This is a genomic window from Streptomyces sp. NPDC004752, from assembly GCF_053601275.1.
This window is the reverse complement of record NZ_JBSGBN010000043.1, coordinates 41,818-67,924: the sequence shown is the minus strand read 5'-3', so window position 1 is coordinate 67,924 and position 26,107 is coordinate 41,818. Positions and strand designations below refer to the sequence as shown.

Annotated in this window: 18 protein-coding genes and 1 pseudogene; 7 read left to right on the top strand and 12 right to left on the bottom strand. The window is 69.1% G+C overall.

What is annotated here, in order from left to right; translation table 11 throughout:
* Positions 1-71: 71 nt before the first annotated feature.
* The 5 genes from ACWEKM_RS19760 to ACWEKM_RS19740 form a co-directional block, all read right to left on the bottom strand.
* Positions 72-392 carry a hypothetical protein gene (locus tag ACWEKM_RS19760; protein WP_451622467.1) on the bottom strand — a complete coding sequence of 107 codons (321 nt, stop codon included), beginning with the start codon at positions 390-392 and terminating at the stop codon, positions 72-74.
* A 147-nt stretch (positions 393-539) separates the two neighbouring features.
* On the bottom strand, positions 540-1,028 hold the full coding sequence (locus ACWEKM_RS19755) for a hypothetical protein (protein ID WP_451622466.1): 489 nt from the start codon (positions 1,026-1,028) through the stop codon (positions 540-542).
* A 28-nt stretch (positions 1,029-1,056) separates the two neighbouring features.
* A complete protein-coding gene (locus tag ACWEKM_RS19750; RefSeq protein ID WP_451622469.1) occupies positions 1,057-6,237 on the bottom strand; it encodes a DUF6531 domain-containing protein in 5,181 nt (1,726 codons plus the stop codon).
* Positions 6,238-6,638: 401 nt separating this feature from the next.
* Entirely contained in the window at positions 6,639-7,697 is a 1,059-nt protein-coding gene (locus ACWEKM_RS19745) for a hypothetical protein (RefSeq protein ID WP_451622465.1), read from the bottom strand.
* A gap of 62 nt (positions 7,698-7,759) precedes the next feature.
* The gene (locus ACWEKM_RS19740; RefSeq protein WP_451622464.1) at positions 7,760-8,950 is read right to left on the bottom strand and encodes a PP2C family protein-serine/threonine phosphatase; all 1,191 of its coding nucleotides are present in this window, start codon (positions 8,948-8,950) and stop codon (positions 7,760-7,762) included.
* Positions 8,951-9,232: 282 nt separating this feature from the next.
* Here ACWEKM_RS19740 and ACWEKM_RS19735 point away from each other — a divergent pair, with 282 nt between their 5' ends.
* Together ACWEKM_RS19735 and ACWEKM_RS19730 are read left to right on the top strand one after the other, a co-directional pair.
* Positions 9,233-9,673 carry a hypothetical protein gene (locus tag ACWEKM_RS19735; protein ID WP_451622463.1) on the top strand — a complete coding sequence of 147 codons (441 nt, stop codon included), beginning with the start codon at positions 9,233-9,235 and terminating at the stop codon, positions 9,671-9,673.
* A gap of 156 nt (positions 9,674-9,829) precedes the next feature.
* Positions 9,830-10,735: pseudogene (locus ACWEKM_RS19730) on the top strand (hypothetical protein); the annotation flags it as partial.
* A 372-nt stretch (positions 10,736-11,107) separates the two neighbouring features.
* Here the strand turns inward: ACWEKM_RS19730 and ACWEKM_RS19725 are convergent.
* Positions 11,108-13,183, bottom strand: a complete 2,076-nt coding sequence (locus ACWEKM_RS19725; protein ID WP_451622462.1) for a PhoX family protein — start codon at positions 13,181-13,183, stop codon at positions 11,108-11,110.
* Positions 13,184-13,439: 256 nt separating this feature from the next.
* Here ACWEKM_RS19725 and ACWEKM_RS19720 point away from each other — a divergent pair, with 256 nt between their 5' ends.
* Together ACWEKM_RS19720 and metG are read left to right on the top strand one after the other, a co-directional pair.
* A complete protein-coding gene (locus tag ACWEKM_RS19720) occupies positions 13,440-15,557 on the top strand; it encodes a VWA domain-containing protein (RefSeq protein ID WP_451622461.1) in 2,118 nt (705 codons plus the stop codon).
* Positions 15,558-15,739: 182 nt separating this feature from the next.
* Complete coding sequence (gene metG, locus ACWEKM_RS19715; RefSeq protein ID WP_451622460.1) at positions 15,740-17,467, top strand: methionine--tRNA ligase; 1,728 nt, start codon at positions 15,740-15,742, stop codon at positions 17,465-17,467.
* Positions 17,468-17,573: 106 nt separating this feature from the next.
* On the opposite strand, the gene ACWEKM_RS19710 is transcribed toward metG, so the two are convergent.
* From ACWEKM_RS19710 to ACWEKM_RS19685, 6 genes are all read right to left on the bottom strand, one after another.
* A complete protein-coding gene (locus ACWEKM_RS19710) occupies positions 17,574-18,539 on the bottom strand; it encodes a dioxygenase family protein (RefSeq protein WP_451622459.1) in 966 nt (321 codons plus the stop codon).
* 126 nt (positions 18,540-18,665) lie between these two features.
* Positions 18,666-20,429 (bottom strand): aspartate--tRNA ligase, encoded by a 1,764-nt coding sequence (gene aspS, locus ACWEKM_RS19705; protein ID WP_451622458.1) that lies wholly within the window; start codon positions 20,427-20,429, stop codon positions 18,666-18,668.
* Between the two features lie 210 nt (positions 20,430-20,639).
* Positions 20,640-21,671, bottom strand: a complete 1,032-nt coding sequence (locus ACWEKM_RS19700) for an AI-2E family transporter (protein ID WP_451622457.1) — start codon at positions 21,669-21,671, stop codon at positions 20,640-20,642.
* A gap of 304 nt (positions 21,672-21,975) precedes the next feature.
* Positions 21,976-22,542: a hypothetical protein gene (locus tag ACWEKM_RS19695; RefSeq protein ID WP_451622468.1), complete on the bottom strand. Its 567-nt coding sequence runs from the start codon at positions 22,540-22,542 to the stop codon at positions 21,976-21,978.
* 228 nt (positions 22,543-22,770) lie between these two features.
* A complete protein-coding gene (locus tag ACWEKM_RS19690; protein WP_451622456.1) occupies positions 22,771-23,439 on the bottom strand; it encodes a YdcF family protein in 669 nt (222 codons plus the stop codon).
* 14 nt (positions 23,440-23,453) lie between these two features.
* A complete protein-coding gene (locus ACWEKM_RS19685) occupies positions 23,454-24,557 on the bottom strand; it encodes a helix-turn-helix domain-containing protein (RefSeq protein ID WP_451622455.1) in 1,104 nt (367 codons plus the stop codon).
* Between the two features lie 154 nt (positions 24,558-24,711).
* On the opposite strand from ACWEKM_RS19685, the gene ACWEKM_RS19680 reads away from it, so the two are divergent.
* The 3 genes from ACWEKM_RS19680 to ACWEKM_RS19670 all read left to right on the top strand — a co-directional run bounded on the left by ACWEKM_RS19680 (position 24,712) and on the right by ACWEKM_RS19670 (position 25,813).
* Positions 24,712-25,029, top strand: coding sequence for a hypothetical protein (locus ACWEKM_RS19680; RefSeq protein ID WP_451622454.1), 318 nt, complete (start codon positions 24,712-24,714; stop codon positions 25,027-25,029).
* A gap of 122 nt (positions 25,030-25,151) precedes the next feature.
* Positions 25,152-25,553, top strand: coding sequence for an ATP-binding protein (locus ACWEKM_RS19675; protein ID WP_451622453.1), 402 nt, complete (start codon positions 25,152-25,154; stop codon positions 25,551-25,553).
* Positions 25,550-25,813, top strand: coding sequence for a hypothetical protein (locus ACWEKM_RS19670; RefSeq protein ID WP_451622452.1), 264 nt, complete (start codon positions 25,550-25,552; stop codon positions 25,811-25,813). The genes ACWEKM_RS19675 and ACWEKM_RS19670 overlap by 4 nt, the downstream gene beginning before the upstream one ends.
* The last annotated feature ends 294 nt before the right edge of the window (positions 25,814-26,107 follow it).

Below are 26,107 nucleotides of genomic sequence, written 5' to 3'. Positions count from 1 at the left end.
GCCACCCCATGCCCGAATCTGCTACTCAGCCCCGACACGGCCTGCGCGACCCCGAAACGATCAACCGGGAATCAAGCCGGTGGATCCTGGCTCAGACGTTGAAGATAGCTCGCATTTTCCAGTACCGATAGCATGCACTCGGTCGGGGCATTGACATACACCAGCGTAGAATATTCCGGATACTCAGGTTCAGCGAGGTAGCCCTCATCATCCTCCCAGTTCAATTCGACCGCGATCTTTTCGGATCCCTGCACTCGTGCGAGATAATATCTCCCGCCCTTGAAATCACTTTCCCGAGATTTAAATGAAACCCCCAAGGAAAGCGAGAGGGCATCACACACCTCCCGCAGGCTCATTTCGCTAGAGCCGTAGAGGTAGTAGCGATGCCCCATGGAATTCCTCCTATTATTTCCTTGGCGTGATCACACTTGGCGCCCGACCCAGCAAGCATGATGGCCTACTCCACTATAACTTTCTGGGCGGGCCTGCGCGCGATCAGTCGTGGTGTAATTCCTGCGACGCCTCGGTAAAGGCGGGGGCTAGGAGTAGAGGAAATTCTGGCCGCTGCCAAATCTTCTCAGACCCATAGCCTCGATCGATTTGTCTTGCTCTTGACGCTGATCGAATTCACGCAGCTTGACTACCGTTGTAGGCGGCAGAAAACCTGACACATCAGTGATCAGATTCCGGAGCGAGGTGCCGATCAGGGACGCGGCGTCGTTAATGGCTACAAGCGGGTAAACGTTTTCACGAGCGTCACTGAGGCGCTCTTCCGCCATGCCGACAGCGATGAGTCCGCAGCGTAGCGTGTCAATCGCTCTGGCACGGACTGCGGTCGAGGCCATTCGCTGCCCATATGCGCTGAGCACGGATGCGCTGCGGCCATCCAGATCGTCGATCGCCCTCTGCCTGACAGACGCGGAACTCTCCATATATGAAGTGATCACGGCATCGATGTCAGAGTCCAGTTCATGCGGAATGGCGTAGCGCAGGTAACCGTCGAACCGCTTATCCTTGAGGCGCGACACGCTTACAGGTGGCTGTTCTGTTCCCTTGCTACCCCTTCGGCGGGACAAGATAATCCCCCTTCCATTTGTATCCGGATTGGAGGAGCTGCTGGATTTCGCGGGCGAATACAGTGGGCTCCCTTCGTGATGTCAGCCAGTAGTTTCCTGCAGTGGGTGACACGACGTACACGGTACCGCGTTGATCGATGATGGTCTGTATCCATGCATCGTTCTTAGCGAGGGTCCAACTACCAGTCGTGAGCTTTGCGTTGTGGGACCATGACCCTCCGATAAGAGTGTCGTCGAGGCGTCCGATGACCGGTGTGCCATGACTGGGATGCCACGCCTCGCCGGGGCCAAGCACATCGGTCGGTACTCTTGGTGCGGCCCACCGATAGCCCTTGCTGCCGAATGAAGGGTCATCAGCATGCGCCGCGCCCGGTCCATAGCGTGTGGGGCTGCCCGCTTCTCCGGGATACCGATTGATGTCCGGCTCGACCGCTGTGCGCCGCCACCCTGTGAGACCGCCGATCCCCACAAGGGCGATCTGCTGGGTCAGTTCTTCGGCCACCTCCGCATATAGATCAGCCAGAGCGTCGCAGCCCTGTTGGCGGAGCATGTGCTCGGCGCGGTAGAGCCGGTAGGCGGGGCGGACGGGGAGGTACTTGTCGAGGAAAGCGCCGGCGCCGCCGTTCGCTCCGGTGACCGCGTCGTGGGCGTCGCCGAGGAATTCGAAGGGGGCCTTCAAGCCCTGGAGGAAGCCGTCGCCGAAGATCTTCAGGCCCTCGCCGAGGCTGTCGACTTTGCCGTTGCCGTTGTCGCCCGGCACGGGTGTCAGACCGCTGGGGTCGGTGTACAGGGTGGGGGTGTTGTCGGCGTAGGCGTATGCCGAGATGTACGGCGTCGACTGACCGCGGGTCGCCGGGTCGGGGCGGTTGAAGCGGCCGGTGGCGGTGTTGTACTGGCGGGCGTGCAGGTCGAGATTGCCGGTGGTGGTCTCGTAGCGGGCGCCGGTGTAGGACGGGGTGTTCGCGGGGGCGCCGCCGGCGGTGGTGTCCAGCGTTCGGGTGCCGAACGGGTCGTAGGCCCAGCGCTGGTGGAGGGTGCCGGTGCTGCCGGTGACGTCGACCGGGGAGCCCTGGGTGTCGTGGTGGTAGTAGAAGACGGGGCCGGCACCGGCTCTTGTGGATTCTGGCTGGCCCAGCGGGTCGTAACGGTAACTCTGCGCAATGATGCTGCCCAGCGGTCCCTTGGTCTCGTAGGCGAGCATCGGCAGCGGCGCGTTGGGGTCCCACTCGTAGCGGTTGGTTATGGAGCCGTCCTTGGCGACGGCGATCTGGTTACCGCTCGGGTCGTGGTTGTAGGTGTAGGCGGTGTCCGCGACGGTGGCGGCGGAGATCTGTCCGGCCAGGTCGTAGGAGTAGGTGTCGGCGCCCGCCTTGGTCTGGTTGCCCTCCGCGTCGTATGCGTAGTCGGTGGTCGTGGTGCCGGTCGTGGTGGAGGTGAGCTGGTCGGCGGCATCGTAGGCGTAGCTGGTCGACGTGCTGCCCAGGGTGGAGGTCAGGCGGTTGCCGGCCTTGTCGTAGGTGTAGGACGTGGTGCGGCTGGAGGCGCATCCGGCGATGGCGGGCTGCGGGAAGCAGCCGGAGGTGAGGCGGCCTGCGGTGTCGTATGTCAGGTCGTAGCCGCCGGTGCCGACACCGGCCCGGGTGACGTCCGCCCGGGTGGGCAGGCCCGCCGCCGAGAGGGTGAGCGCGGTCCTGGTGACCGTGGTGCCCGCCTTGGCGGAGGTGACGGCGGTGAGACGGCCCGCACGGTCGTAGGCGCGTTCCTCGGTCTCGGTGTTGGGCAGCGCGGACCGGGTGAGGTTCGCGGCCGGGTCCCAGGTATAGGTGGTGGTCTCGCCGTCGGCCGTCATCGTGGAAGTACGGCCGTCGTCGTCGTAGGCATACGCGATGGAGCCGCTGTTGTAGGTGCGGGTGAGCATCTGCCCGGCGGCGTCGTAGGTATAGGCGAAGTGGCGGCTCTTGGTGAGGTTGCCGACCGCGTCGTAGCCGAAGTCCTCGGTCCGGGAGCTGTTGGCGCGGGAGGTGAGCCGGCCGGCGGCGTCATAGCCGTAGGTGACGTCCGGGGTGGAGTCGGAGTAGTCGGTCTTGGTGAGCAGGTTCCGGGCGTCGTAGGTGAGGGTGGTCGTGCCACGCGGGGTGGTCGTCCCGGTCGGGTTGCCGTCTGCGTCGTACGCGTACGCGGTCACGCGGCCCAGGGGGTCGGTGACCGATGCCGGACGGTGGGCCGCGTCGTAGCCGTAGGTGGTGGTGTGGTTGTTCGCGTCGGTGCGCTCTTCGACGTTGCCGACCGCGTCGTAGGTGTACGTGGTCTGGCCGCCGTCGGGGGCCGTCACCGTGGTGAGCTGGTCGAGCTTGTCGTAGCCGTAGGTGGTGACGCGCTGGTCCGCGTCGGTGTGCTTGATGACGTTGCCCACCGCGTCGTATTGGGTGCTGGTCACACCGCCGAGCGGGGCGGTGACGGTGGTGAGGTTGCCGTCCGCGTCGTAGTCGTTGGTGGTCGTGTACTGGGCCGGGTCGGCGCCAGTGGCGTTGCCGCGCGGGTCGACGGCGGTGGCCTGGCGGCCGTCGGCGTCGTAGGTCCGGCTCTCCTTGTTGCCCAGCGGTGATGTGGTGCTGAGCGGGTTTCCGTCGGCGTCGTAGGCGTAAGTGGTCTTCTTGCCGAGCTGGTCGGTGGTGCTGCTGAGCCGGTTGTTCTTGTCGTAGGCCGACGAGACGCTCTTGGTGAGAGGGTCGGTGACCTTCGTGACGTTGTCGTTGGCGTCGTACTCGTAGAGGGTCGACTTGGTCAGCGCGTCGGTGACCTTGACGGGCCGGTTCACGGCGTCGTACTCGGTCGTTACGGACGCGCCCGTCGGATCGGTGACCTTCGTGCGGTTGCCGACGGCGTCGTATGCGTAACTCGTGGTGTACGCGACCGGGTCGGCGCCGGAGACATTGCCGCGCGCGGAGACAGCACTGATCAGCCGACCGAGCTTGTCGTAGTTCCAGGTCGTCTTGTTGCCCAGCGGGTCGGTCTCCGAGGTGACGTTGCCGTGTGCGTCGAAGGTCCGGGTGACCGACTCGCCGGCCGCGTCCGTGGTCTTGGTGAGGTTGCCGGCGTCGTCGTACGCGTAGCGGGTGATACTGCCCGCCGGGTTCTTGATGGACGTCAGCTGTTCGGCGCCGTTGTACTCGTAACTGGTGGTACGTCCCAGCGGGTCGGTGGCGGACTTCAGCACTCCGCGCCCGTCGTAGGCGTACTTGGTGGTGTAGGCGGCCGGGTCGGCACCGGAGACATTGCCGCGCGGGCTGGTCATGGACAGCATGCGGCCCGCGGCGTCGTAGGTGAAGGTGGTCTTGTCACCCAGCGGGGTCGTCACCGACGTCCGGTTGCCGGCCGCGTCGTAGCCGTATGTCGTCTTGCTCCCGCGCGGCGTGGTGACGGTCTGCAGGGCACCCTGTGCCGTGTACGTGTACGACGTCTTCCCGTCGAGCGGATCGGTGCTGGAGACCAGTTGGCCCGCCGTGTTGTAGCCGTACGACGTCTTGTAGGTGCGGCCGTCGGTGTGGCTGAGGATGTTGCCCGCGGTGTCGTAGGTCCAGCTCTCGGAGTATTTGAGCGAGGACGGGGAACTGCGGGAGAGCATGTGCCCGGCGCCGTCGTACGTCATCGACGTGGTGTTGCCGCGCTGGTCGGTGATGTCAACCGGGCGCAGGGAACGGTCGTAGTCGTAGGAGACGGTCTTGCCGTACGGGTCGATGCTCTCCAGCAGCACGTTGCCGGAGTAGACGTCCGTCCACACCCCACCGTCGGGGGCCGTGGTGTGCGACTCGCGGCTGCCGTCCCAGGTGAAGTTCGTGGTCTTGTTGTTCTGGTCGGTCTGGGACTTGATCCGGCCGTTCGAGTCATACGTGTTGGAGACCTTGCCTCCGGCCGGATCGGTGTAAGAGGACAGCCTCTTGTCCGTGTTGTACGCGTAGGACGAGGTCCTGCCAGCCGGATCCGTGACCGAGGTCAGCAGGCCGCCCTCGTAGCCGTAGGAGACCGACGTGGAGTCCGGGAGGTCCACCTTGGTGACCAGGCCATCGGTGTTCAGGGTGAAGCCGGTGGTGCGGCCGGCGGCGTCCTTGGCCGAGGACAGCTTGCCGGAGGTGTAGGTCAGGGCCAGGCCCTGGCCCGCCTTGTCGACCACCGACGTCAGCTGACCCGTACTGCTGAACGTGCGCTTGGTGTGGTCGAGGGTGGTGAGGGTGTAGGTGCTGCTGCCCTTGACCAGCTTCGCGGCCGACCCCGCCGGCGCGGTGTACGTGCCGTCGCTCGCCTGTGTGAAGACGAACTTCGCACCGTCGTCGGCCTGGTACGTCGCGGTGCTGCCGGTGATCGTCAGCTTCGAGTCGAACGGCGTCGCCCAGCCTCGGCCGAGCAGCCCCGTCGTGGTGGAGTCGGAGCGGTAGGTGCGCTCCAGGGACACCTGCTTGCCGACGCCGACCAGTTGGGCGTCGGTGAGCTGCTCGAAGAACATTCCGGTGGCTGTGCTGACCGGGTCGGCGCGGTGCGCCTGCGCGTAGCAGGTGCAGATGCCTGCCTGAGCACCGGGGATGCCCGGCGTGTAGAACGCCTCCACCAGCGGGGAGGTGGTCCCGTTGGAACTCCAGGTGCCGTCCGAGCCCTTGAGGAAGATCCAGGCGTAGTACTTCTTGCCGTCCTGGAGGTGACCGCCCAGCTGGTTCGTGCTCCACCAGAAGCACTGGTCCGTGGGATAGGAGTTACCCGCCCACCAACCGTAACACCAGGCCCCGTTCTCCAGGAACTTACCCGTCGGGTCGTCGGCGGCCTTGCTGATTTCCTGGTTGTAGACGGGCTTGCCCGCCTCATCCATTACGTAGAGCCAAAGCCCGGAGTATGAGGAGGCGGTACCCGAGGAGAACTTCAGCTGACCGCCGACCGACAGGTACGCGGGATACGCGGTCGCATAGGCCGTCACCCAGGCCGGGTCCGCGGGCGCCGCCGCGAGAGTCGTCACGCTTTCCCGAGCGGCGGGACCGCTCCTGGCGGCGTCCCGGTCAGGGCGGCCGTGCGGCTTGCCCTTCGGCTTCGCGGCGGATCGATTCGCATAGCCGCGCATGGGGGACAGTTCGCCCCGCGCCTGCTTCACCTGCTTGCGCCGCTCGGCCAGGGTCATCGCCTTGGGCGGCTTGGGGAGGTCCGCTGCCGTACGTGCGGTGGGCTGTTGAACCGGGCTCTGAGCGGAGGCGGAACGACTCGGGAGAGCCGAGGCCGGTAAGACGCCCGCGATGGCCAACAGGGCCAGGGTCAGCAGGGCGATGATCGATCTTCGCGCCGGTATGCGCACTGTGCACCCCTTGTGTGAAAACCGTGAACGAAGTGTCAGGTTGATCTTTGGTTGTGAGGGGTGCGGAAAAACTTGGACGTACAGGTATGGCCGATTTGCCGAGTTGAGCGAGGACTTCCGATCTCGAAAACCCTGATCAAGGGATGCTCAAGGCTGCGAAGGGCCCAAATGTGGCGTGAACATGTCCCGACGGTCTGCGCCAAACGGACGGCCGCGCCCGGCCAAAGCCGCTATCGGGCTGCCTGGAGTTGTTGGAGGTGCTGCTGGACATGGTCCAGGGCGCCCTGTCTGCGGCCCGGGACTCGTAGGCGCAACTCCGCCAGGGCGGGCCCGAGTTCACGGGCGTGGGCCGCGTCGCCGATGCGGCCCCACTGGTGGTGGGCGCGGTCCACGGCCGCCTCCACCGCGGGCGCGTCGGCGGGCTGCCCGGCGGCCAGCCGGGCCCCGGCCACGGTCAGCCAGGTGCGGCAGCTGCGCACCGCGTCCCCCGCGAACATCGCGAGGTCGGCGCGGACCTCGGCCCAGTGCAGCGCGTCCGCGGAGCCCGGCCCGTGCGCGCGCACCGCGGCCTGCTCCCACCGCGCGGCCAGCACGTCCGCCTCGGCGTGCCGGCCCGCCTCGACGGCGGCGGCGATCGCGGCGTGCGGATCGCCGCTCTCCGGTGCGGGCGCGGCCAACAGGATGTTGCCCGCCGCCTCCTCGCCCAGCCGGGCCACCACCTGCTGGTGCAACTGCTCCAGCGGCGGCCGGTGCCCGCTGCGCAGCACCGTCGCCACCGCCTTCATGTACGACGGCACGGCGACCGCGCGGCGGGCCGGGGGCGGCGCTATCCGGCCGTAGACCGGGTTGTTGCGGCCCGAGTCGAGCGGCGTGGTGCGCAGATGCTGCCAGGTCTCGGCGTCCGCGTGCAGATCGACGACGAAGGCGGTCGCGCCGGACGGGCGCAGCCGCAGTTCCTCGCGGATCCAGTGCCAGGGGAAGGCGGTGTAGCGGACGGTCGCTGCGGTGGTGCGGGCCAGCGCCAGATGCGGCAGATGCTGGCGCCGGTCGAGCTGGAGCTGGCCGGTGACGAACACGGTCAGCGGGCCGGGGGCCGCCGCGGCGGCGCGCAGCCGGGTCAGCACGGCCTGCGGCTCCAGCGGATCGGCGAGTTCGACCACGTTGGCGGTGTCCGTGCCGGCCAGCACGTCGGGTGCGACGGCCGCGAGGACGGGAAGCACGGAAGCCGCGTCGACCAGGCGCCCCCTGCCCATCGGCGAGGCCGCGAGCAGCAGCACGGTTCCGGGCATCGTCCCTCCCCTGTCGATCACCTAGGGCAGCACGGTAGCCGCTACTGCTGCAAAGAAGGGTCTCAGGACCGCAAACGTCCCCGTACGGGAAGCCGCGCGGGAGGCCGGCCCGACACCCGCCGTACCGCGAAAACCGTGGTGTCGTCGGCGAGATGACCCTCGGTGTGGCGGAGTGTGCCCTCCCGCACCACGGCCACCAGCCGGGCCGGCTCGGCCGTACGCGGATCCGCGGCCACCGCCCGGGTCACCTCCTTCACCAGCGGATAGAACCCCCCGGCCCCGTCCCTGGCCTCCGTCACCCCGTCGGTGACCAGCAGGAGGGTCTCCCCGGCGCCCAGCGCCACCCGGTGCGCGCGCGGCGGTCCGTCCGCGAACTCGCCCATGCCGAGCGGCAGGCCGTCGCCGGGCGGCAGCAGCCGCACCCCGCCGGGGGTGACCCCCATCGGGGGTTCGTGACCGAAGTTGACGACCTCCACGAAGCCCGACTCATGGACGGGGAAGCCGACCAGCAGGGCGGTGGCGAACCGGTCCCCGTCCTTGCGGCCCAGGGCGGCGATGCGCACGCGGTGGCGCAGCATCCGGGTCTCCAGGTGGGCGGCCACGGCCGCGAGGTCCGGCTCGTGGTAGGCGGCCTCCCGGAAGGTGCCGAGGAGCGCGACGGCCGTGTCCACCGCGCCCAGGCCCTTGCCCTGCACATCGCCGACGAACACGCGGGGCCCGTACGGGCCGGGCTGGATGTCGTAGAAGTCGCCGCCGACGCGGGCGTCGGTGTCGGCGGACAGATAGACGGCCGCGTTCTCCAGGCCGGCCCAGTCCGGCGGCAGCTGGCGCAGCACAGTGTGGCGGGTGGTCTCGACGATGTCCCGCATGTGCAGCATGAGACGCTCGGTCCGCAACCGGACCGCGCACGCCAGGGTGGTGAGGAACCCGCCGAGGGCGACCAGTACGAAGTCGGGCAGGCCCGCCTCGTACTGGCTCGGCCAGACGGCGTCCACGAGGACGTACACCAGCAGCGACAGCACCGCGAACCCACCCGTGGTCCACACCCCGCAGATCGCGGCGGCCGTGCCGGGCACCAGGACGATCCAGGAGACGACGCGGAACTTCTCGGTGGTGTTGACGTCGACCGCGACGATCAGCGCGAGCAGCAGGAGCGGCGGCAGCCACGCGACGCTGAGCCCGTGGATCCGCAGCGGTTGCCGCGGCGGGGCATCGTCGTCGTCATCGGTCACGGCGTGCGGCCCGCCCTTCATGGACCTCAGCGAAGCATGGGCGCGCACCGGCCGCATCCGGGCGTTCGGCCCGCACGACTTGCCAGGGCCTCGCCCCAGGTGTGCGCTGGAAGCCGGGGGCGGATTCCGGGGTCGGATTCCGGGTCGGGCGCCCGGGGCGGCTTCCGGCGGCTCCGGAGTCGAATTCCAAACCAAACTCCCGAGGCAACCTCCGGGGCTTCCGGGGCTTCCGGGGCTTCCGGGGCTTCCGGGGCTTCCGGGGCTTCCGGGGCTTCCGGGGGCGAGGAGAACAGGAGGGCTCTCATGGCTCACGCGGCACCCACGTCCGGGGGCGTGCCCCGCACCCACCGGACGCCCGACATCTTCGGCGAGCGCACCCACGCGATGGCCCGGCTGGCGTTCCCCGTCCTGCTCGGGCTCCTCTACGGCTACTGGGCCGCGGCCAACCGGCGCGACGGCGGGCCCATCACCGGCTGGAACCTCCTGCTCGGCTTCGTGACCGCGCTCGTGTTCGCCCTGGTGTACCTGGGCGTGCAGGCGCTGGCCCCACGGCTGCGGCGGGAACTGCACGCGCTGCTGTGGTCCGCCTTCGGCGGCATCGCGTTCGGCTTCCTCTACCACCAGTCCGGGGAATCCGCGCTGCGCTCCACCGGCATGGCGCTGGTCGTCGCCGCGGTCTTCTTCGTCGTGCTCTTCTACCGCTACTACACCCATGAGGACGCGGCGGGCCACCGCATCCGCTGACCCGATACCAGCAACGAGCACCAGCACCACCGCCGCCACCGCCGCCCGGTTCGGAACCGGGGCCACCGTTCCGACGCCGTCCCGGTGCGGTCCCGACGCCACCCGAATGCAGTCCCACCGCTCGCGTACCGGGCCCGTGGGCCGTTGCCTGAGAGAGTGCCCCCACGTCTCAGGAGCGCCCTGTCGGCGGCGCTGATCGGCCTGTCCTGCCTCCTCGTGCCGTGCGGCGCGCTGGCGGCCTGGGCGGCGTACGGGCTCGCCGACACCGGCCGGTACGTCACGACGATGGCGCCGCTCGCCACCGACCCGGACGTACGCGAGGCGGTCGCGGACACCGTCGGGGCCGGGATCATGCGCGAGGTCGACCAGAAGTTCGACGTACGCCCGGTGCGGGGCACCGTCGGGCCCTTCGTGCACGACGCGGTGCACTCCTTCACCCAGACTCGCGCCTTCCGTCTCGCCTGGGACGAGGGCAACCGCGCCACCCACGACGCCGTGCTGCGCGCGCTGCGCGACGAGGGGGCCGAGGACGACCTGCTCGAACAGCCGGTCACCGTCGATCTGGCCGCCGTGGCCGCCCAGGTCAAACGCCAACTCGCCGAGGACCACATGCCGCTCGCCGACCGGATTCCGGTAGAACACACCGCGTTCGCCGTACTGCCCGCACACGAACTGGCACCGCTGCGGAAGGGGTACCACGTGCTCGAAGTCGCCGGGTTCTGGCTCCCCGTGGCGGCCGTCGTCTTCGGCGTCGCCGGAATCGCCCTCGCCGTCCACCGCCGCCGCGCGATCACCGCGACCGCGCTCGGCACGGCCCTGGGCGGCGCCCTGCTCGGCGTCGCCCTCGCCATCGGCCGCCGGCTCACCCTCGCCGACCTGCCCACCGACGTCCCCCAGCCGGCCGCCGGTGCCGTCTACGACGCCCTCACGGCCACCCTGCGCCTGGTCTCCTGGCTGCTGCTGGGCCTGGGCCTCGCGGTGGCCCTGGTCACCTGGCTGACCCGGAACGTACGCGTTCTGGTTCCCCGGACGCCCCGGACGCCCCGGACGCCTCGGGCGCCTCGGGCGCGTGACCTGTCGTCGGCCCGCCGGGACGCCCCCCGATCGGAGCGCGCCGCCGTATCGAAGCGCCCCGCCGTATCGAAGCGCCCCGCCGTATTCGAGGACGAGACCGTCCAGGCCGAAGCGGGGGCGGGGGTGGGAGCGGGCTGGCCTCCGGGAGGTCCCACCGCCACCCCGGGCGCGTGACGGCGGCGGCAGACGCTTCCGGGCCTGGGGCGTGCGGGCGCGGCTGCCGGGCCGCCGTCCGCCCTGGCACGGGACCTCGGCGCCGCCTACCCCGGTCGGCAGGCGGCGCCTACCCCGGTCGGCAGGCGGCGCCGGTGATCGCGTCCCCGCGCCGACGCCGCCCCGCGGTCCGTCAGATGCCGTCCGTCAGATGCCGATGTCGCAGCCGTCCTTACGCCACACCGCGACCACGGCCGGCCGCACGATCTTCCCGGCTCCGTCCGGCCAGGCGCTCGCCGGCTTCTCCACCGACGCCCCGTCCACCTCGCCCGGGTGCTGCACGGCGACCAGGACCCGGCGCTCCTGCACGATCGGACCGCAGGTCTCGGCGCCGTTCGGCATGGTCAGGAACTGCTTCAGCTCACCGCGCCGACCGCCCTTGGTGGCGACGCCGAACAGGCCGTCGTGCGTGCCGAGCGCGTTGCCGTCGGTGGAGATCCACAGGTTGCCGTGCACGTCGAAGGCCACGTTGTCCGGGCAGGAGATCGGGCTCACCCGGTCCTTCGGGAACCCCGCGAAGTAGGTGGCCGGGTCGGCGGGGTCACCGGCGACCAGGAACACCGACCAGCCGAAGGAGGTGGCGTCGGCGCGGTTGCGCCGCTCGGTGAGTTCGAGGATGTGCCCGTGCTTGTTGTTGGTGCGCGGGTTGGCCTCGTCGGCGGCGGGGGAACCGGCCTTGCCGCGGTTGGTGTTGTTGGTGAGCGCGATGTACACCTTGCCGCTCTGCGGCGACGGCTCGATGTCCTCGGGGCGGTCCATCTTCGTGGCGCCCGCCTTGTCACCGGCGAGCCGCGTGAAGACGAAGACCTCCTCCGCGGTCATGCCCTCGACGTGCGAGACGGCGCCGTGCGCGGTGGCGGTGGCGAGCGGGATCCAGGTGCCGCCGCCGTCGAACTCGCCGTCGGCGGGAAGCGCGCCGCTGCCGTCGATCTCGCTCGCCGGGGAGTCACCGGTGAGCTTGGCGACGTACAGGGTGCCTTCGTCCAGCAGCGTCAGGTTGTGCTCGCGCGCGGAGCGGCTGTTGCCGTGCCGCATGCGCTTGCTGCCGACGAACTTGTAGAAGTAGTCGAACCGCTCGTCGTCACCCGTGTACACGACGGGACGCCCGTCCGACGTCATCCGCACGGTCGCCGCCTCGTGCTTGAACCGGCCGAGGGCGGTGCGCTTGCGGGGCGTGGACGTGGGGTCGTACGGGTCGAACTCGACGACATACCCGAACCGGTGCACCTCGTTGGGCTCCTGGGCGATGTCGAACCGCTTGTCGAACCGCTCCCACTTGCGCTCGGTCGCACCGGTGCCGATGCCGTACCGCTTGTCGGTGTCCCGGTTGGCGTTGGCGAAGTACTGGTTGAAGTTCTCCTCACCGTGCAGCGTGGTGCCCCACGGGGTGGTGCCTCCGGAGCAGTTGTTGAGGGTGCCGAGCACCTTGCGGCCGGTCCGGTCGACGGAGGTCTTCAGCAGGCTCGACCCGGCGGCGGGCCCGGTGAGCAGGAACTCGCTGGTGGCGGTGATACGCCGGTTGAAGTGGTGCCGGTTGACGACGGTCAGCCGGCCGCTCCGGTGGTCCTCCTCCACGACGACGGCCGTGAGTCCGTGCGCGGCCCAGGCGACCTCGACCTGCTCACGGGTGGGGTTGGCGGCGTCGTACCCGCGGAACATCAGGACCTCGTCCGTGTACTCGTGGTTGGCCACGAGCAGTTGACGGTCGCACTCGCCGGGAATCGGCAGCAGGGCGAGGAAGTCGTTGTTGTAACCGAACTGCCCGGCCTGCGCGGCGGCCGTCTGGCGCTCCGGGTCGAAGGCGGGGGCACCACGCAGGATGGGCTCGCCCCAGCGGATGACGACGTTCTGCTGGTAGCCGCCGGGCACGGTGACCTGGTCGGCGGTGTTCGGGGCGACCGGGTCGAACCGCAGGCCACGCGCGGCCCGGCCGGGCCTGCCCGGCCTGCCGTGGGTGGCGGGGGTGGCGTGCTTGGCGTCCGCGGCGGCGGCCTGCGGGGCACCGGCCATCACGGCGGAGCCGGCGGCGGCGGCCACCGTGACCGCGGCGGCGGCGCGCAGCGCGCCACGACGGTTCAGGGCACCGGCGATGATGTCGCCGGCGTACTCGTTGGAGCTGGTGTTGGGCACCTCGTGGAAACAGGCGTCACCACACCGGAAACGGCAGGTCATGGCGGAACGTCCGCCCGAGTGCGAGCCGATGATCGGCAGCAGATTGCGCACTTTGCTCTCCCCTTACGAACCCTTGGTGTGGGCGTGACGGTAGGGGTAGGCGTGTGCGGATGGACAGCCTCCAGCTGAACGAAAAGTGAACTGCGGCGAGCCTCAAGGACGGGACGGGTCAGGCTGCCGGGGCATTGCCCCGCGCGACCGCGTGCCCTTCGCCCCTGCCCAAGATCACCATTCAGGGCCGCTAACCTTACGTGTCCGTCCTGGCCAGGGATTGACGGGCATCACCTCACGCGAAGGGTTGCGCCACATGGGCATTCTCACTCTCCTGCGGAACGCATTCGGCCGATCACGCAAGGGGCACACGGCCGCGGCAGAGGGTGCGGACCAGCTCCCTTCGCAGCAACCGACGAAGCCGGAGCCGGAGGCTGCGGCGCATGAGCCTGCAGCTCAGGAGGCTGCGGCACAGGAGCCTGCGGCACAGGAGCCTGCAGCGCACGAGGCGGACCGGAAGCCGGCCGCCGCCCAGGTCCCGGAACCCCGCCACTCCTCCCCCTCGGAACACGACCTGGTCTCAGCGGCGTTCGACAGCGTCGCGGTCCCGAGGCCATCCCACCCGACAGACCCGACTACGACCACGGACCAGGAGACGCCCCGGCCCACCGAGACCGCACTGGGCGAGAAGCCCGGGGCGACGGACGGGGCCGCGGCGGCTGACGGGTCCGTGGCGGACGGGGCTGAATCGACCGAGGTGGCCGAGGTGCCCGAGGTGCCCCACCGGACCGGACCGACAGACGCGGCCGGACCGGCGGACAAGGCTGAATCGACCGACGCGGCAGAGGTGCCCGAGGTGCCCGACGAGGCCGGTTCGACTGACGCGGCCAGCGTGGCTGACGCGGCGAAGGCTGAGGCCGCGACGGCGACCGAGCCCGACGTGACCGCTGAGGCGGACTCGGAGCGCACCCCGTCGTCGGAGGTCGCTTCGGACACCGAGACCACTCCGGCGGCCAAGGCCACCCCGGAGCCGGTGACGGAACCGGAACCGACGACGGCAACGGCAACGGCAACAGCGGCGGCGGAACCCGAGCCCGCGCCCGAGCCGGTCTCAGAGGCCACACCGGTCGCTGAAGTCTCCGGAACTGCCACCGAAGCAGGGGCCGAGGCCGAGAAGAAGTCGACGGCCGCCGATGAGGTCGAGGACGAGCAGGCCCCTGTCGGCGAGATCGAGAAGGAGACAGCGGAGACGGCGGAGACGCCCCTCCCGGAACCGGAGCCAACGGCGACGGCGACGGCGACGGCGACGGCAACGGCGGAACCCGAGCCCGCAACAGCGGAGACCGAGCCCGAGCCGGTTGTTGCGGTTGCCGAGCCCCAGCCGGAGCCCGTCGCGGAGCCGAAGGCCGAGCCGACCGCCGAGCCGCAAGCCACCACCGAACCGACCGCGGAACCCGAAACCGCCCCCGAGCCGGAACCCGTCGCCGCCTCCGTCTCCCCCACTGTCGCCGACCCCGTCACCGAAACCGTCGCCGACGTGGCCGCGCAGGCAGACGAACCCGTGACCGCCCGGGACGAACCGTCGGCCGCACCGAACGACGAATCCACCCCCGAATCCACCCTCGAACCCGAACCGATCGCCGACGCAACCGACGCGACCCCGCAGGAACCGTTGGAACCGTTGGCCGCCGACGGTGGCGACGCCCCGCTGGGGCCACCCGCAGGGGACAACGAAAGCCGCCCGGGTGGTGCGGGTGGGAACACCTCCGTCGACGGCGGAGCCAACACCGCCAACACCATCGACACCGGCCTCGCCACCGCCCACAGGTCCGCCGCGGAAGCCCTCGCCAAGGCCGGCCTCACCGGCACCCGGGCCAAGCTCTACCTCGTACTCGACCGCTCCGCCTCCATGCGCCCGTACTACAAGGACGGCTCCGCCCAGGCCCTCGCCGAACAGGCCCTCGCCCTCGCCGCCCACCTCGACGCCGAGGCCACGGTCCATGTCGTCTTCTTCTCCACGGAAGTGGACGGCACCGCCGACCTCACCCTCACCGAGTACGAGAACAAGATCGACGAGGCCCACGCCGCCCTCGGCCGTATGGGCCGCACCAGCTACCACGCCGCCGTGGAAGCCGTACTCGCCCACCACGACAAGTCCACGACCGCCGCCACCACCCCGGCACTCGTCGTGTTCCAGACGGACGGCGCCCCCGACGCCAAGACCCCCGCCACCCAGGCCCTCACGAACGCGGCGAAGAACCACCCCTCCGTCTTCTTCTCCTTCGTCGCCTTCGGCGAGCACGACAACAAGGCTTTCGACTACCTCCGCAAGCTGAAGACCGGCAACGCGTCCTTCTTCCACGCGGGCCCTGCCCCCCGCGAGCTGACGGACGCGGAGCTGTACGAGGGCGTACTGGCCACCTGGCGCCCGTAACCCCCCGCCCGGCCGCCCCGCCACCGACGGCTGCCCCGTCCGCGCCACCCGCTTCCCACGCCGAAAAACGGGAGGCGGGCGGCGCACCCATGTCGGCTACGATTTCAAGGTTCGTACACGACGAAGGCGATCCGCGAGACGCCCGACCGTCACCCCACGTAGCGACTTGGGAGCAGCCCGCGATGGCTCGACACCTCATCACCAGCGCCCTTCCGTACATCAACGGGATCAAGCACCTGGGCAACATGGTGGGGTCCATGCTCCCGGCGGACGTGTACTCCCGGTACCTCCGCCAGCGCGGCCACGACGTCCTGTACATCTGCGCGACCGACGAGCACGGCACCCCCGCCGAGCTGGCCGCCAAGGAGCAGGGCATCCCGGTCGCCGAGTTCTGCGCCCAGGCGCACGACGCCCAGAAGGCGGTCTACGACGGCTTCGGGCTGTCCTTCGACTACTTCGGCCGCAGCTCCAGCCCGCAGAACGTCGAGATCACCCAGCACTTCGCCCGCAGGCTCAACGCGAACGGCTTCATCGAAGAGCGCGCGATCCGCCAGGTGTACAGCCCCGCCGACGGCCGCTTCCTGCCGGACCGCTACGTCGAGGGCACCTGCCCCCACTGCGGCTACGACAAGGCCCGCGGCGACCAGTGCGAGAACTGCACCCGGGTGCTGGACCCGACCGACCTGATCAACCCGCGCTCGGCGATCTCGGGCTCCACGGAGCTGGAGGTCCGTGAGACCAAGCACCTCTTCCTGCTCCAGTCGAAGCTGGAGAACGAGGTACGCGAGTGGGTCGCCCGCCATGACAGGGACTGGCCGCAACTGGCGTCCTCCATCGCCCACAAGTGGCTGACCGAGGGCCTGCACGACCGCGCGATCACCCGCGACCTGGACTGGGGTGTCCCGGTCCCGGCCGACACCTGGCCGGAGCTGGCGGCGGAGGGCAAGGTCTTCTACGTCTGGTTCGACGCCCCGATCGAGTACATCGGCGCGACGAAGGAGTGGTCGGACGCCGTACGGGACACCGACCCGGAGAGCCGTGACTGGAAGTCGTGGTGGTACGACGTCGACACCGCCGTCCGCTACACGGAGTTCATGGCGAAGGACAACGTCCCCTTCCACACCGTGATGTTCCCGGCCACCGAACTCGGCGTCCGCGAGCCGTGGAAGAAGGTCGACTACGTCAAGGCGTTCAACTGGCTGACGTACTACGGCGGAAAGTTCTCCACCTCGCAGAAGCGCGGCGTCTTCACGGACCAGGCGCTGGACATCCTCCCGGCGGACTACTGGCGCTACTTCCTGATCGCCAACGCCCCCGAGTCGGACGACACGTCCTTCACCTGGGAGCACTTCACCGCCACGGTGAACAAGGACCTGGCCGACACCCTCGGCAACTTCGTCAACCGGGTGCTGTCCTTCTCGAAGAAGCGGTTCGGCGAGCAGGTCCCGGCGGGCGGCGAGCCCGGCGAGGCGGAGACGAAGCTCGGCGCGGAGATCGCCCGCCTGCTGGCCGAGTACGAGGAGCACCTGGAGGCGCTCCAGTTCCGCAAGGCGGCGGCGGCACTGCGCGCCCTGTGGTCGGCGGGCAACTCCTACCTGGAGGAGAAGGCCCCCTGGCTGGAGATCAAGACCGACAAGGACGGCGCGGCCCTCACGCTCCGCACGGCGATGAACCTGATCCACCTGTACGCGGTGGTCTCGGAGCCGCTCATCCCGTCGGCGTCGGCGGCCATGCGCGCGGCCTTCTCGCTGGCGAACGACACGGCGGTCTGGGTCTCCGAGGACGAGGCCCGCGCCCTCGCCTCGGTCCCCGCCGGCACCCCCTTCACGGTCCCACCGGTCCTCTTCGCCAAGCTCACGGACGACGACCTGGAGACCTACAAGGAGCGCTTCGGCGGCGACACCGCATGACCTACTGAGCGTATGCCGACCCGAGCAGCGCCCGAGCGGCACACGGGCCCCGGAACCGGTGGGCGGCTCCGGGGCCCTGTCGTGACGCGTACCGCTCCCGCCCGCGTCAGCCGTCGTGGGTCTCGTCCGGGGTGACGCCCAGCGTCAGCCCGGCCCGGACCCCCTTGGTGATCTTGTTCTTGTGGTACTTGAGGGTGAGCAGGCCGCCCTCGGCACCGTTCTGCGGGTAGATCGTGTCCTCGGTGAGGGTGGTGCGTGTGACGGTGTTGGCGGAGTAGGGCGCCACGTCCTCGGTGAGGAGCACGGCCTCCTCCGCGAAGAACAGCTGGCCTGTGTGGGAGGTGTGGCCGCCCTCGTACCCGGAGTCCGTCCACGTGCCGTCCACGTGCACCTTGACGTGGATATGGACGCAGCGTCCCTGGTACCAGCCGGGGAAGACGGACGTGAAGGTGACAGTGCCGTGCTTGTCGGTCTTCCAGGTGCCGCGCAGATACCGCTCGTCGTCGGTGGGTTCGACATGGCCGCCTCCGCCGCCGCCCGGTCCGCCGGACGGCGGTTCGCCCGTCGGGGTACCGGACGGAGCGTCCGTGGGAATGCCGGACGGAGCGTCCGTGGGAATGCCGGACGGAGCGTCCGTGGGAATGCCGGAGGGGGCTCCGCCACCGCCGCCGTTGCCGACCGACTCGTAACCGGAGTAGACGCCGAGAGCGGTGCAGTGCCAGATGTCGACGGCGGCGTTCCTGACCGGTTTGCAGGTGTTCGCGTCGATCACCTTGAGCGTGAGGGTCAGGGGGATGCCCTCCTGGTCCTCGGTGATGTCCTGCCTGATCTTGTCCGCGTCGATGTAGTACGGACCCTCGACGGTCTCCGAGGTGAGCTTGTAGCACGCGCCCGCGCTGCTGCTCGCCGTCGCCGTGGAGTCCGTGGCACTGGTCTCGTCGGCGAAGGCTCCGGTCGCGACGGTGCCGCCGATGCCGACGGCGACCACGGCACCCGCGCCCAGAGCGACCACCTTGCGACGTGTCAGATCCTGCTTGTGTTTCGGCTCGTGAGCCGTTCCCTGTTCCGTCATGTACACAAAAACTAGGGAAGGAGTCTGTCAGGACCGTGGGAATGGACTGTGCTTTCCCGGACCGGCCGCCGGAGACGGCAAAGGGCCGGAAACCGCCATCGGTCTCCGGCCCTTGACGCCGTTGAACTACTTCGGCTGCGGCTTGCGCACCGACAGGTGCAGCTCCTTCAGCCGGGCCTCCTCCAGCTCCGTGGGCGCGCCCATCATCAGGTCCTGGGCGTTGCCGTTGAGCGGGAAGGAGATCGTCTCGCGGATGTTCGGCTCGTCCGCGAGAAGCATGACGATGCGGTCGACGCCGGGGGCGATACCGCCGTGCGGCGGGGCGCCGAAGCGGAAGGCACGGAGCATGCCCGCGAACTTCTCCTCCACCGTCTCGCGGTCGTAGCCCGCGATCTCGAACGCCTTGAGCATGATGTCCGGCTCGTGGTTCCGGATGGCGCCGGAGGACAGCTCGACGCCGTTGCAGACGATGTCGTACTGCCAGCCGAGGATGTCCAGCGGGTCCTGGGTCTCCAGGGCCTCCAGGCCACCCTGCGGCATGGAGAACGGGTTGTGCGAGAAGTCGATCGCGCCGGTCTCCTCGTCCTTCTCGTACATCGGGAAGTCGACGATCCAGCAGAAACGGAAGACGTTCTCCTCGAACTGCCCGGCGCGCTTGGCGGCCTCGACCCGCACGGCGCCCATGATCTTCGAGACCTCGTCGGACTCGCCCGCGCCGAAGAACACGGCGTGGCCGGCCGCCAGCGACAGGCGCTTGGTCAGCTCGGCGACGTTCTCCTCGGTGAGGAACTTCGCGATCGGGCCGGACAGGGACCCGTCCTCGGCGACCCGCACCCAGGCCAGACCCTTGGCGCCCTGTGCGACGGCGAAGTCGCCGAGCTGGTCGAAGAACTTACGGGGCTGCGCGGACACGTCCGGCACCGGCAAGGCTCGCACATGCTTGCCCGCGAATGCCTTGAACTCCGAGCCCTCGAAGACATCGGTGATGTCGACCAGTTCCAGCTTGGCGCGCAGGTCCGGCTTGTCGGAGCCGTACTTGAGCATCGCCTCGCGGAACGGGATGCGCGGGAAGGGCGAGGTGACATGACGGCCGCCGCCGAACTCCTCGAACAGCTCCGTCATCAGCTTCTCGATCGGCTGGAAGACATCCTCCTGCTCGACAAAGCTCATCTCGACGTCGAGCTGGTAGAACTCGCCCGGCGAACGGTCCGCGCGGGCGTCCTCGTCACGGAAGCAGGGTGCGATCTGGAAGTAGCGGTCGAAGCCGGAGATCATCAGCAGCTGCTTGAACTGCTGGGGCGCCTGCGGCAGGGCGTAGAACCTGCCCGGGTGCAGCCGGGACGGCACCACGAAGTCACGGGCGCCCTCGGGGGAGGTGGCGGACAGGATCGGCGTCGCCATCTCGTTGAAGCCCATCGCGACCATCTTGTGCCGGATGGCGGAGATGACCGACGTACGCAGCATGATGTTGCGGTGCATGCGCTCGCGGCGCAGATCCAGGAAGCGGTACTCCAGTCGCCGCTCCTCGTTGACCCCGTCCTCCGTGTTGATCGTGAAGGGGAGGGGGGCCGCCGCGCCCAGTACCTCCACCGCGCCGACCTCGATCTCGACCGCACCGGTCGGCAGGTCCGGGTTCACGTTCTCGGTGCCACGCGAGACGACCTTGCCGTCCACCCGGACGACCGTCTCCTTGGAGAGCTTGTCGAGCGTCTCGTACGACTCGGTGCCCGGACGGGCGACGAGCTGGGTGATGCCGTAGTGATCGCGCAGATCGATGAAGAGGATGCCGCCCAGGTCGCGCCGATTGTGCAGCCAGCCACTCAGCCGGACCTCGGTGCCGACGTCAGAGGCGCGGAGCTCGCCGCAGGTATGGGACCTGTACCGATGCATCGTCGTTCATCCAGTCTTCGCGGATCGGGGGGCTTGTTTCACGTGAAACTCTCCCCAAGCCTACCGGGCGGCCCAAGATCGACTCCCCACCGTTTCGGAGCCGACGCCGCTGCTCATCGCCGACCATGGTCGAACGCTTTGACCGTGGTCGAACGCTCCACCACCCCCAAAGGAACGGGACAGGGGCTGGGGGCTACGGCGGCACGGGCGCTACGTGGCCGCGTACCGGGTCCTGAGTTCGTGGGCGATACCGAAGGCGGCGGCGGTGAGCGGCACCGCGAGCAGCATCCCGACGATCCCGGCGACGGATGCCCCCGCGGTGATCGCCAGCATCACCACCGCGGGATGCATCTGCACGGTCCGGCTCTGGATCGCCGGCTGCAGCACATGCCCCTCCAGCAGCTGCACGGCGAGCACCACCCCGAGCGTCCACAGCGCGATCACAAAGCCCCGGTCGGCGAGCGCGACCAGCACGGCCACCGCGCCGGACAGGAACGCGCCGAGGTAGGGGATATAGGCGCCGACGAAGACGAGCGCACCCAGCCCCGGCGCGCCCGGCACCCGCAGGACGAGCAGTCCGACGGTGATGCAGGCGGCGTCGATGAGCGCGATGACGGTGGTCCCGCGCATAAACCCCTCGATGGCACCGAAGGCACGCCGCGCCATGGCCTCCAGGGTGTCCCCGGTGCCCTGCGGGGCGAGGGACCTGATGGTCTCGGCGGCACGGTGCGAGTCGCGCAGGAAGAAGAAGACGAGCAGCAGCGCGAGGACGGCCATGGCGATGCTCTCGCCGACCACGCTGACCCCGCTGATGACGTTGGAGGCGGCCGTCCCGCCGAACTTGCCGAGCAGCTTCCTGGCGTTGGTGGCGAGATCGTCCAGCGAGGTCCCGGCCGCCCCGAAGTGCTGGGCGAGGGACTTGCCGGCGTCCCGCAGCGAGGCGAGGATCTGACCGCCGGTGTCGATGAGCGCGGCCACCACGATGTAGACGGCGCCGCCGACCACGGCGACGACCGCGACACAGGTGAGCCCGGCCGCCAGCGACCGGTGCGCCCCGGCGGTCACCAGCCGCCGGTACAACGGTCGCAGCAGGGCGGTGCCCAGCAGCGCGAGCAGCACGGGCGTGACGGCCGTACGGAACTCCACGCACAGCCGGATCCCGACGTAGACGACTCCGGACGCGAGCAGGATCACCGCACACCAGGCGGCGAGACGGCGAACGGGTTCCGGAAGCAGCTGCACCGGTCCAGCGGATCACGCGGGCGACGGCCTGTCCTGCCACGACGGCCCGGGCGAGTGACGCTGCGTCACCCGCCCGCGCGGACGGTCAGCGAACCACCCGCGCCGAAAACGGCGGGCGACTCCAGCCGACCAGGCGAGCACAGGCAGTAGGCAGGCGAAGCAGCACACCCGGAGTGTCATCTGGGCCCGTGGCACTCCAGCCCTCGGCCACGGCGCTGGCCTCCAGGCCCGAGGAACGCGGACGACATCGATAGATCAAGCAGTTGGCTGCCGGACGGCGTTGACGTCCGGCTCTGTGATCACTTCAGGCGGCTTCGGCTCCAGGCGCAGGAGCGGATTCGCTGGTTCGCACGGCGGAAAGGCGGCCAACCCATCCCATGACCTCAGCCAGGTGCTCGGCCAACAACCCGGTGTGGGGATCAGGCTGGACCAAGAAAGTCGCCATCCCACGCGCCGTGCGCTCTGCTGCCCAGCCGTGGTCGAGGGCGGTGAAGTCATCGTCGACCCAAGCAACAGGCGTGTCGCCCAGCCAGACATCGACATGGTCTCGTTTCCAGAGGTAGCCGTTGGGGTGGCTGGTGGTGGTCTGGGGACGTGGGAGGTCGACGTATGGCAGGGGCGGGAGGCCGAGGAGCGGCCCGATCAGTGTGGTGGCGTCCTGGCGCCAGCTGGTGCACCAGACGGGGGTGACCAGGCCGGTTCGTATCACGTCCATGAGCAAGGGGCCATGGCTCGGGCTGAGCCAGACGGTGGTGCAGGTGCGCAGGTACGCGTCCGCCAGGTCGTGAAGTGATCCGTCGGCCCGCACGATGGTGTGGCCCAGCAGCCCGTTGTGGCGTACCTCCTGAACCCGCAGCTGTCCCAGGACCAGGCAGTGGCATGCTCTCTCCCCAACGTCCCGTACATCAGGGCTCAGGGCGGTTAACGGCTGCGGCACGGCTCAGGACACTGGTCTCGTCGACGTGACACACACCTGGTGAACGGGTCGGTCAAGTCCAGGACGATCCAGTAGTCCGCCGCGAACAGCTTGGCCAGCGTGGTCAACCGGGGCAGGAAATTCGGCTGGTGGATGGCACACAACCCGCCCGGCTCGGGCAGGTCAGGGGTTGATGAGGCGGCTGGTGAAGCCGTCGCGGATGAGGGACTCGTACGCTGCATGCACGTCCTCCGGGACCTCCTGCTCGATGGCGAATCCGAGCTTTGGATACTCGATGACCCGCTGGAGGTCGCCGACGAGCATGTCCAAGACGAGTTTCTCGTCGCCGATGGACTTCAGATAGTCGTCGAACTCCAGCGGCTCCGACGCGCAGAGGATCTCGATGTCGGGCCACAGCTTGCGGGCGGTCGCGAACGACCGCCTTTCCATATAGGGCTTGGAGACCAGCAGCACCGACGCCGGGGTGATGCCTGCGGCGACGAGGACCTCACGCGAGAGGGTGATGTTCTGCCCGGTGTTGCCCGCGTTCGGTTCCAGCAGGATCGCCTCGGCGGGGACGCCGAGGTCGATGGCGTGCTCGTGGAAGTGGACGGCCTCCCCGCGCGGGAAGACCTTGGCTGTGGTGGGACTGTTGCCGCCGGTGAACACCAGGGTCGGGAAGAGCCCGGAGCGGTACAGCTCGGCGGAGTGGGCCGCGACGCCGAGGTCGTGGCTGCCCAGCCCGATCGCCACGTCGACGGGCCGCAACTCGTGCTGCATCTGGTGGTAGTCCCAGATCAGCTTGGCCTGGCGCCACTGGTCCTCGGTGATGCCCTGCTGGTCGTTGCTCACGCGTTTCTCCCTGGTCACCGTTGCCGGGGGCCGACCGGCCCCTCGCTCATGGCCTTGATGCCCTCGATACTGCGCAGTTGGTGCACAAGTCCGTACTGCGCGGCCACCTTGGCGGCCTGGTCGAGGACGAGGAGTCCATCATCCCGGGTCGCCGCATCGGAGAGCAGGATGTGGCCATGAGCGGTGTCCAGTCGCACACGTTGCATCGGTGAGTCGGTCGTCCCGCTGCTGCGGGCGATGTCGATGAAGTGCAGGACCTGGCTTAGGTCGCCGGCGCCGCGGCGGGCGAGGGCGAGTTTCTGGTGGGCCACCGACCAGTCATCCGGTTCGGTGAGGTCCTCGAAGTCGCGGGTCGCCGCCTGCATGACGCGGGTCGCATAGTCGTGCTGGCCGTCCTTGCTCAGCGCGGTCCCCACCCACAGCCTCGCGCGGGCCCGGTCGCGGCGGTAGAGCCGGTCATCGACGGCGAGGGTCTCGTAGTTGCGGGCGGCGATCTCCAGCTTCCCGGACATCTCGGTGATGACGGCGAGGGACAGGTCGAGCTGGGCGACGCGGCGGGGGATGTCGAGCTGGGTGAAGACCGCGCGGGCGCCGGTATAGGAGTGCTGGGCGGACAGTGGGCCCAGGACAACGCCCTGGTCGCGCTTGAGGTCGCCGAGCAGGGCGGTGGAGCGGGCGAAGAGATATAGGCCCTTCTCGTCCAGCTCGGGGGCCTTGAACCGGCTTAGCCACCGGGTGAGGAGGCTGTCGGCGAAGGCGAAGTTCTGCCGGGACAGGGCGACCACGACGCGGTCGAGGTCGTCGGCCCAGGACTCGTACTCCCAGGCCCGGGGGCCGGAGGCGGTGACGCGGCGTCGGCCGGCGTTCTGCACCGGGCTGGTCATCTCGGACAGGTGCGTTTCGAACCGCAGGTGGACAGCGGCGTCCGCGCGGCCGAGGGCAGTGTCGAGGATGGCCTGGGTGTCGGGTCTGGGCTCGGTTTCGGCGAGCTTGCTCTCCCACTTGGACACGGTCGCGACTGCCAGGCCGAGCTGCTGGGCGAAGGCCCGCACGCTCAGTCGCAGGGCGAGCCGCAGGGCCTTGGCCTCCAGGCCGGTCCAGTGGTGCACGGTCGCCACACGTCGCTCCCTTCCATCGGTCATCGAAGCAGATCCGTGCAGTCGGCGGGACGGAAGTGGAACGGAAGTAGAACGGCTGGTGATTGGCCGCGAGTTGGTCGGACGCCACGATCAGAGCGTCACCACTTGTCGAGTCTTTTGGACGGTCCTGAGCATGGAACCCCTCACGGAGCATCGCCCGGTCAGCGGCCCGGTCGTTTACGGCTTCCTGCGGCTGGTGCGGGTCTCCCAAGCGCGGCAGGACGCGCTGGTCGCCTCGCTCGCCGAGTACTGCCGCAGCCACGAACTGCAGTTGTCCGGCGTCTTCACCGACCGCGAAGCGTCCGCCGGGCCCGCCTCAGCGGCGTTCACCGGGCTACTGGACGTGCTCGCGCTGCCGGACGTCTACGGCGTCATCGCCCCGGCCATGTCGCACCTGGGCCCGAAGGCCATAGCCGCTGAACGCGGGCGGCGGATCGAGGCGGTCGGATAACGGCTGCTGCTGGTCCGCAAGCCCCGCACGGCCCACCACTCCATTTCCCGCAGCGGTTCCGTCCGCCGCTGTCACCCCGGCACCACCCGCGTCCTGGACGCCGAGTCATGAGGACCATCGTGATGACCAAGACGACCCAGCAGTTCTTCGACGCGCGGCCCGAGTCGGTCGGCCAGGCACGGTCCTTCACCTCTGAGGCCCTGGCCGACTGGGGTCTGTCGGACCGCGCCGAGGACGTCCGGCTCTGCGTCTCCGAACTCGCCACCAACGCCCTGGTCCACGGGACTGCCCCGGGACACGGCTTCCTGGTCAAGCTCGACGCCGACGAAGATGTCGTACGCCTGGAAGTGCACGACAGCCGCCGCCAGCACCCGGAGGCCCGGCAGGCCGCCGGCACGGACACCTCCGGACGCGGGCTGATCCTGGTGAACGCGCTCGCCGACGGCTGGGGAGTCGAGGACCGCACTCCGGTCGGGAAGATCGTCTGGTCCTGCTTCAAGGCCATGGGAGGCACGACAGCATGAGCGTCCTGCTCACTCCGTCCTGCCCTGAACTGCGGCTGCTGGTGTCGCTCGCAGCCTGGACCTGGCACGGCACCCGCCCGGACAGCCGCGAGATCGCCCACATCCTGATCACCCACACCCCTGCCCTGACCGGCTCGGGCACCGCCGAGACGACCGAGGCCCGCTCGCAAACTCGGTCCTCTGTGATCCCGCTACCAGCAAGTGCTTGCTTCCCAGCATCAGGAGAAACCAACGATGAAGGCCGAAGGCCGACGCGATGAAGAAAACCCTGGGTGGCAGATGCATGCCCGAGCCGAGGGCGAGGGGCGCGTGTATCAGTCTGGTGGGGACCAGCATGTGACCGTTCAAGTTCACGGGGCGCAGCCAGACTCCGAGCCGGTGTCGTACGGGAGGGCTGCGCTAGCACCGTTCGTCCGACTGCTCCAGCTAGTGTTGGTCCTCGCTTTCATTGTCCTTGGCCTGGCCACCGCTTTGCTCTTCTACAGTGGCGGATTCACAATCCCGTTCTTCCAGAGCCTCGGACTCTTCGCGGGGGACCTCGCACTGCTGATGGT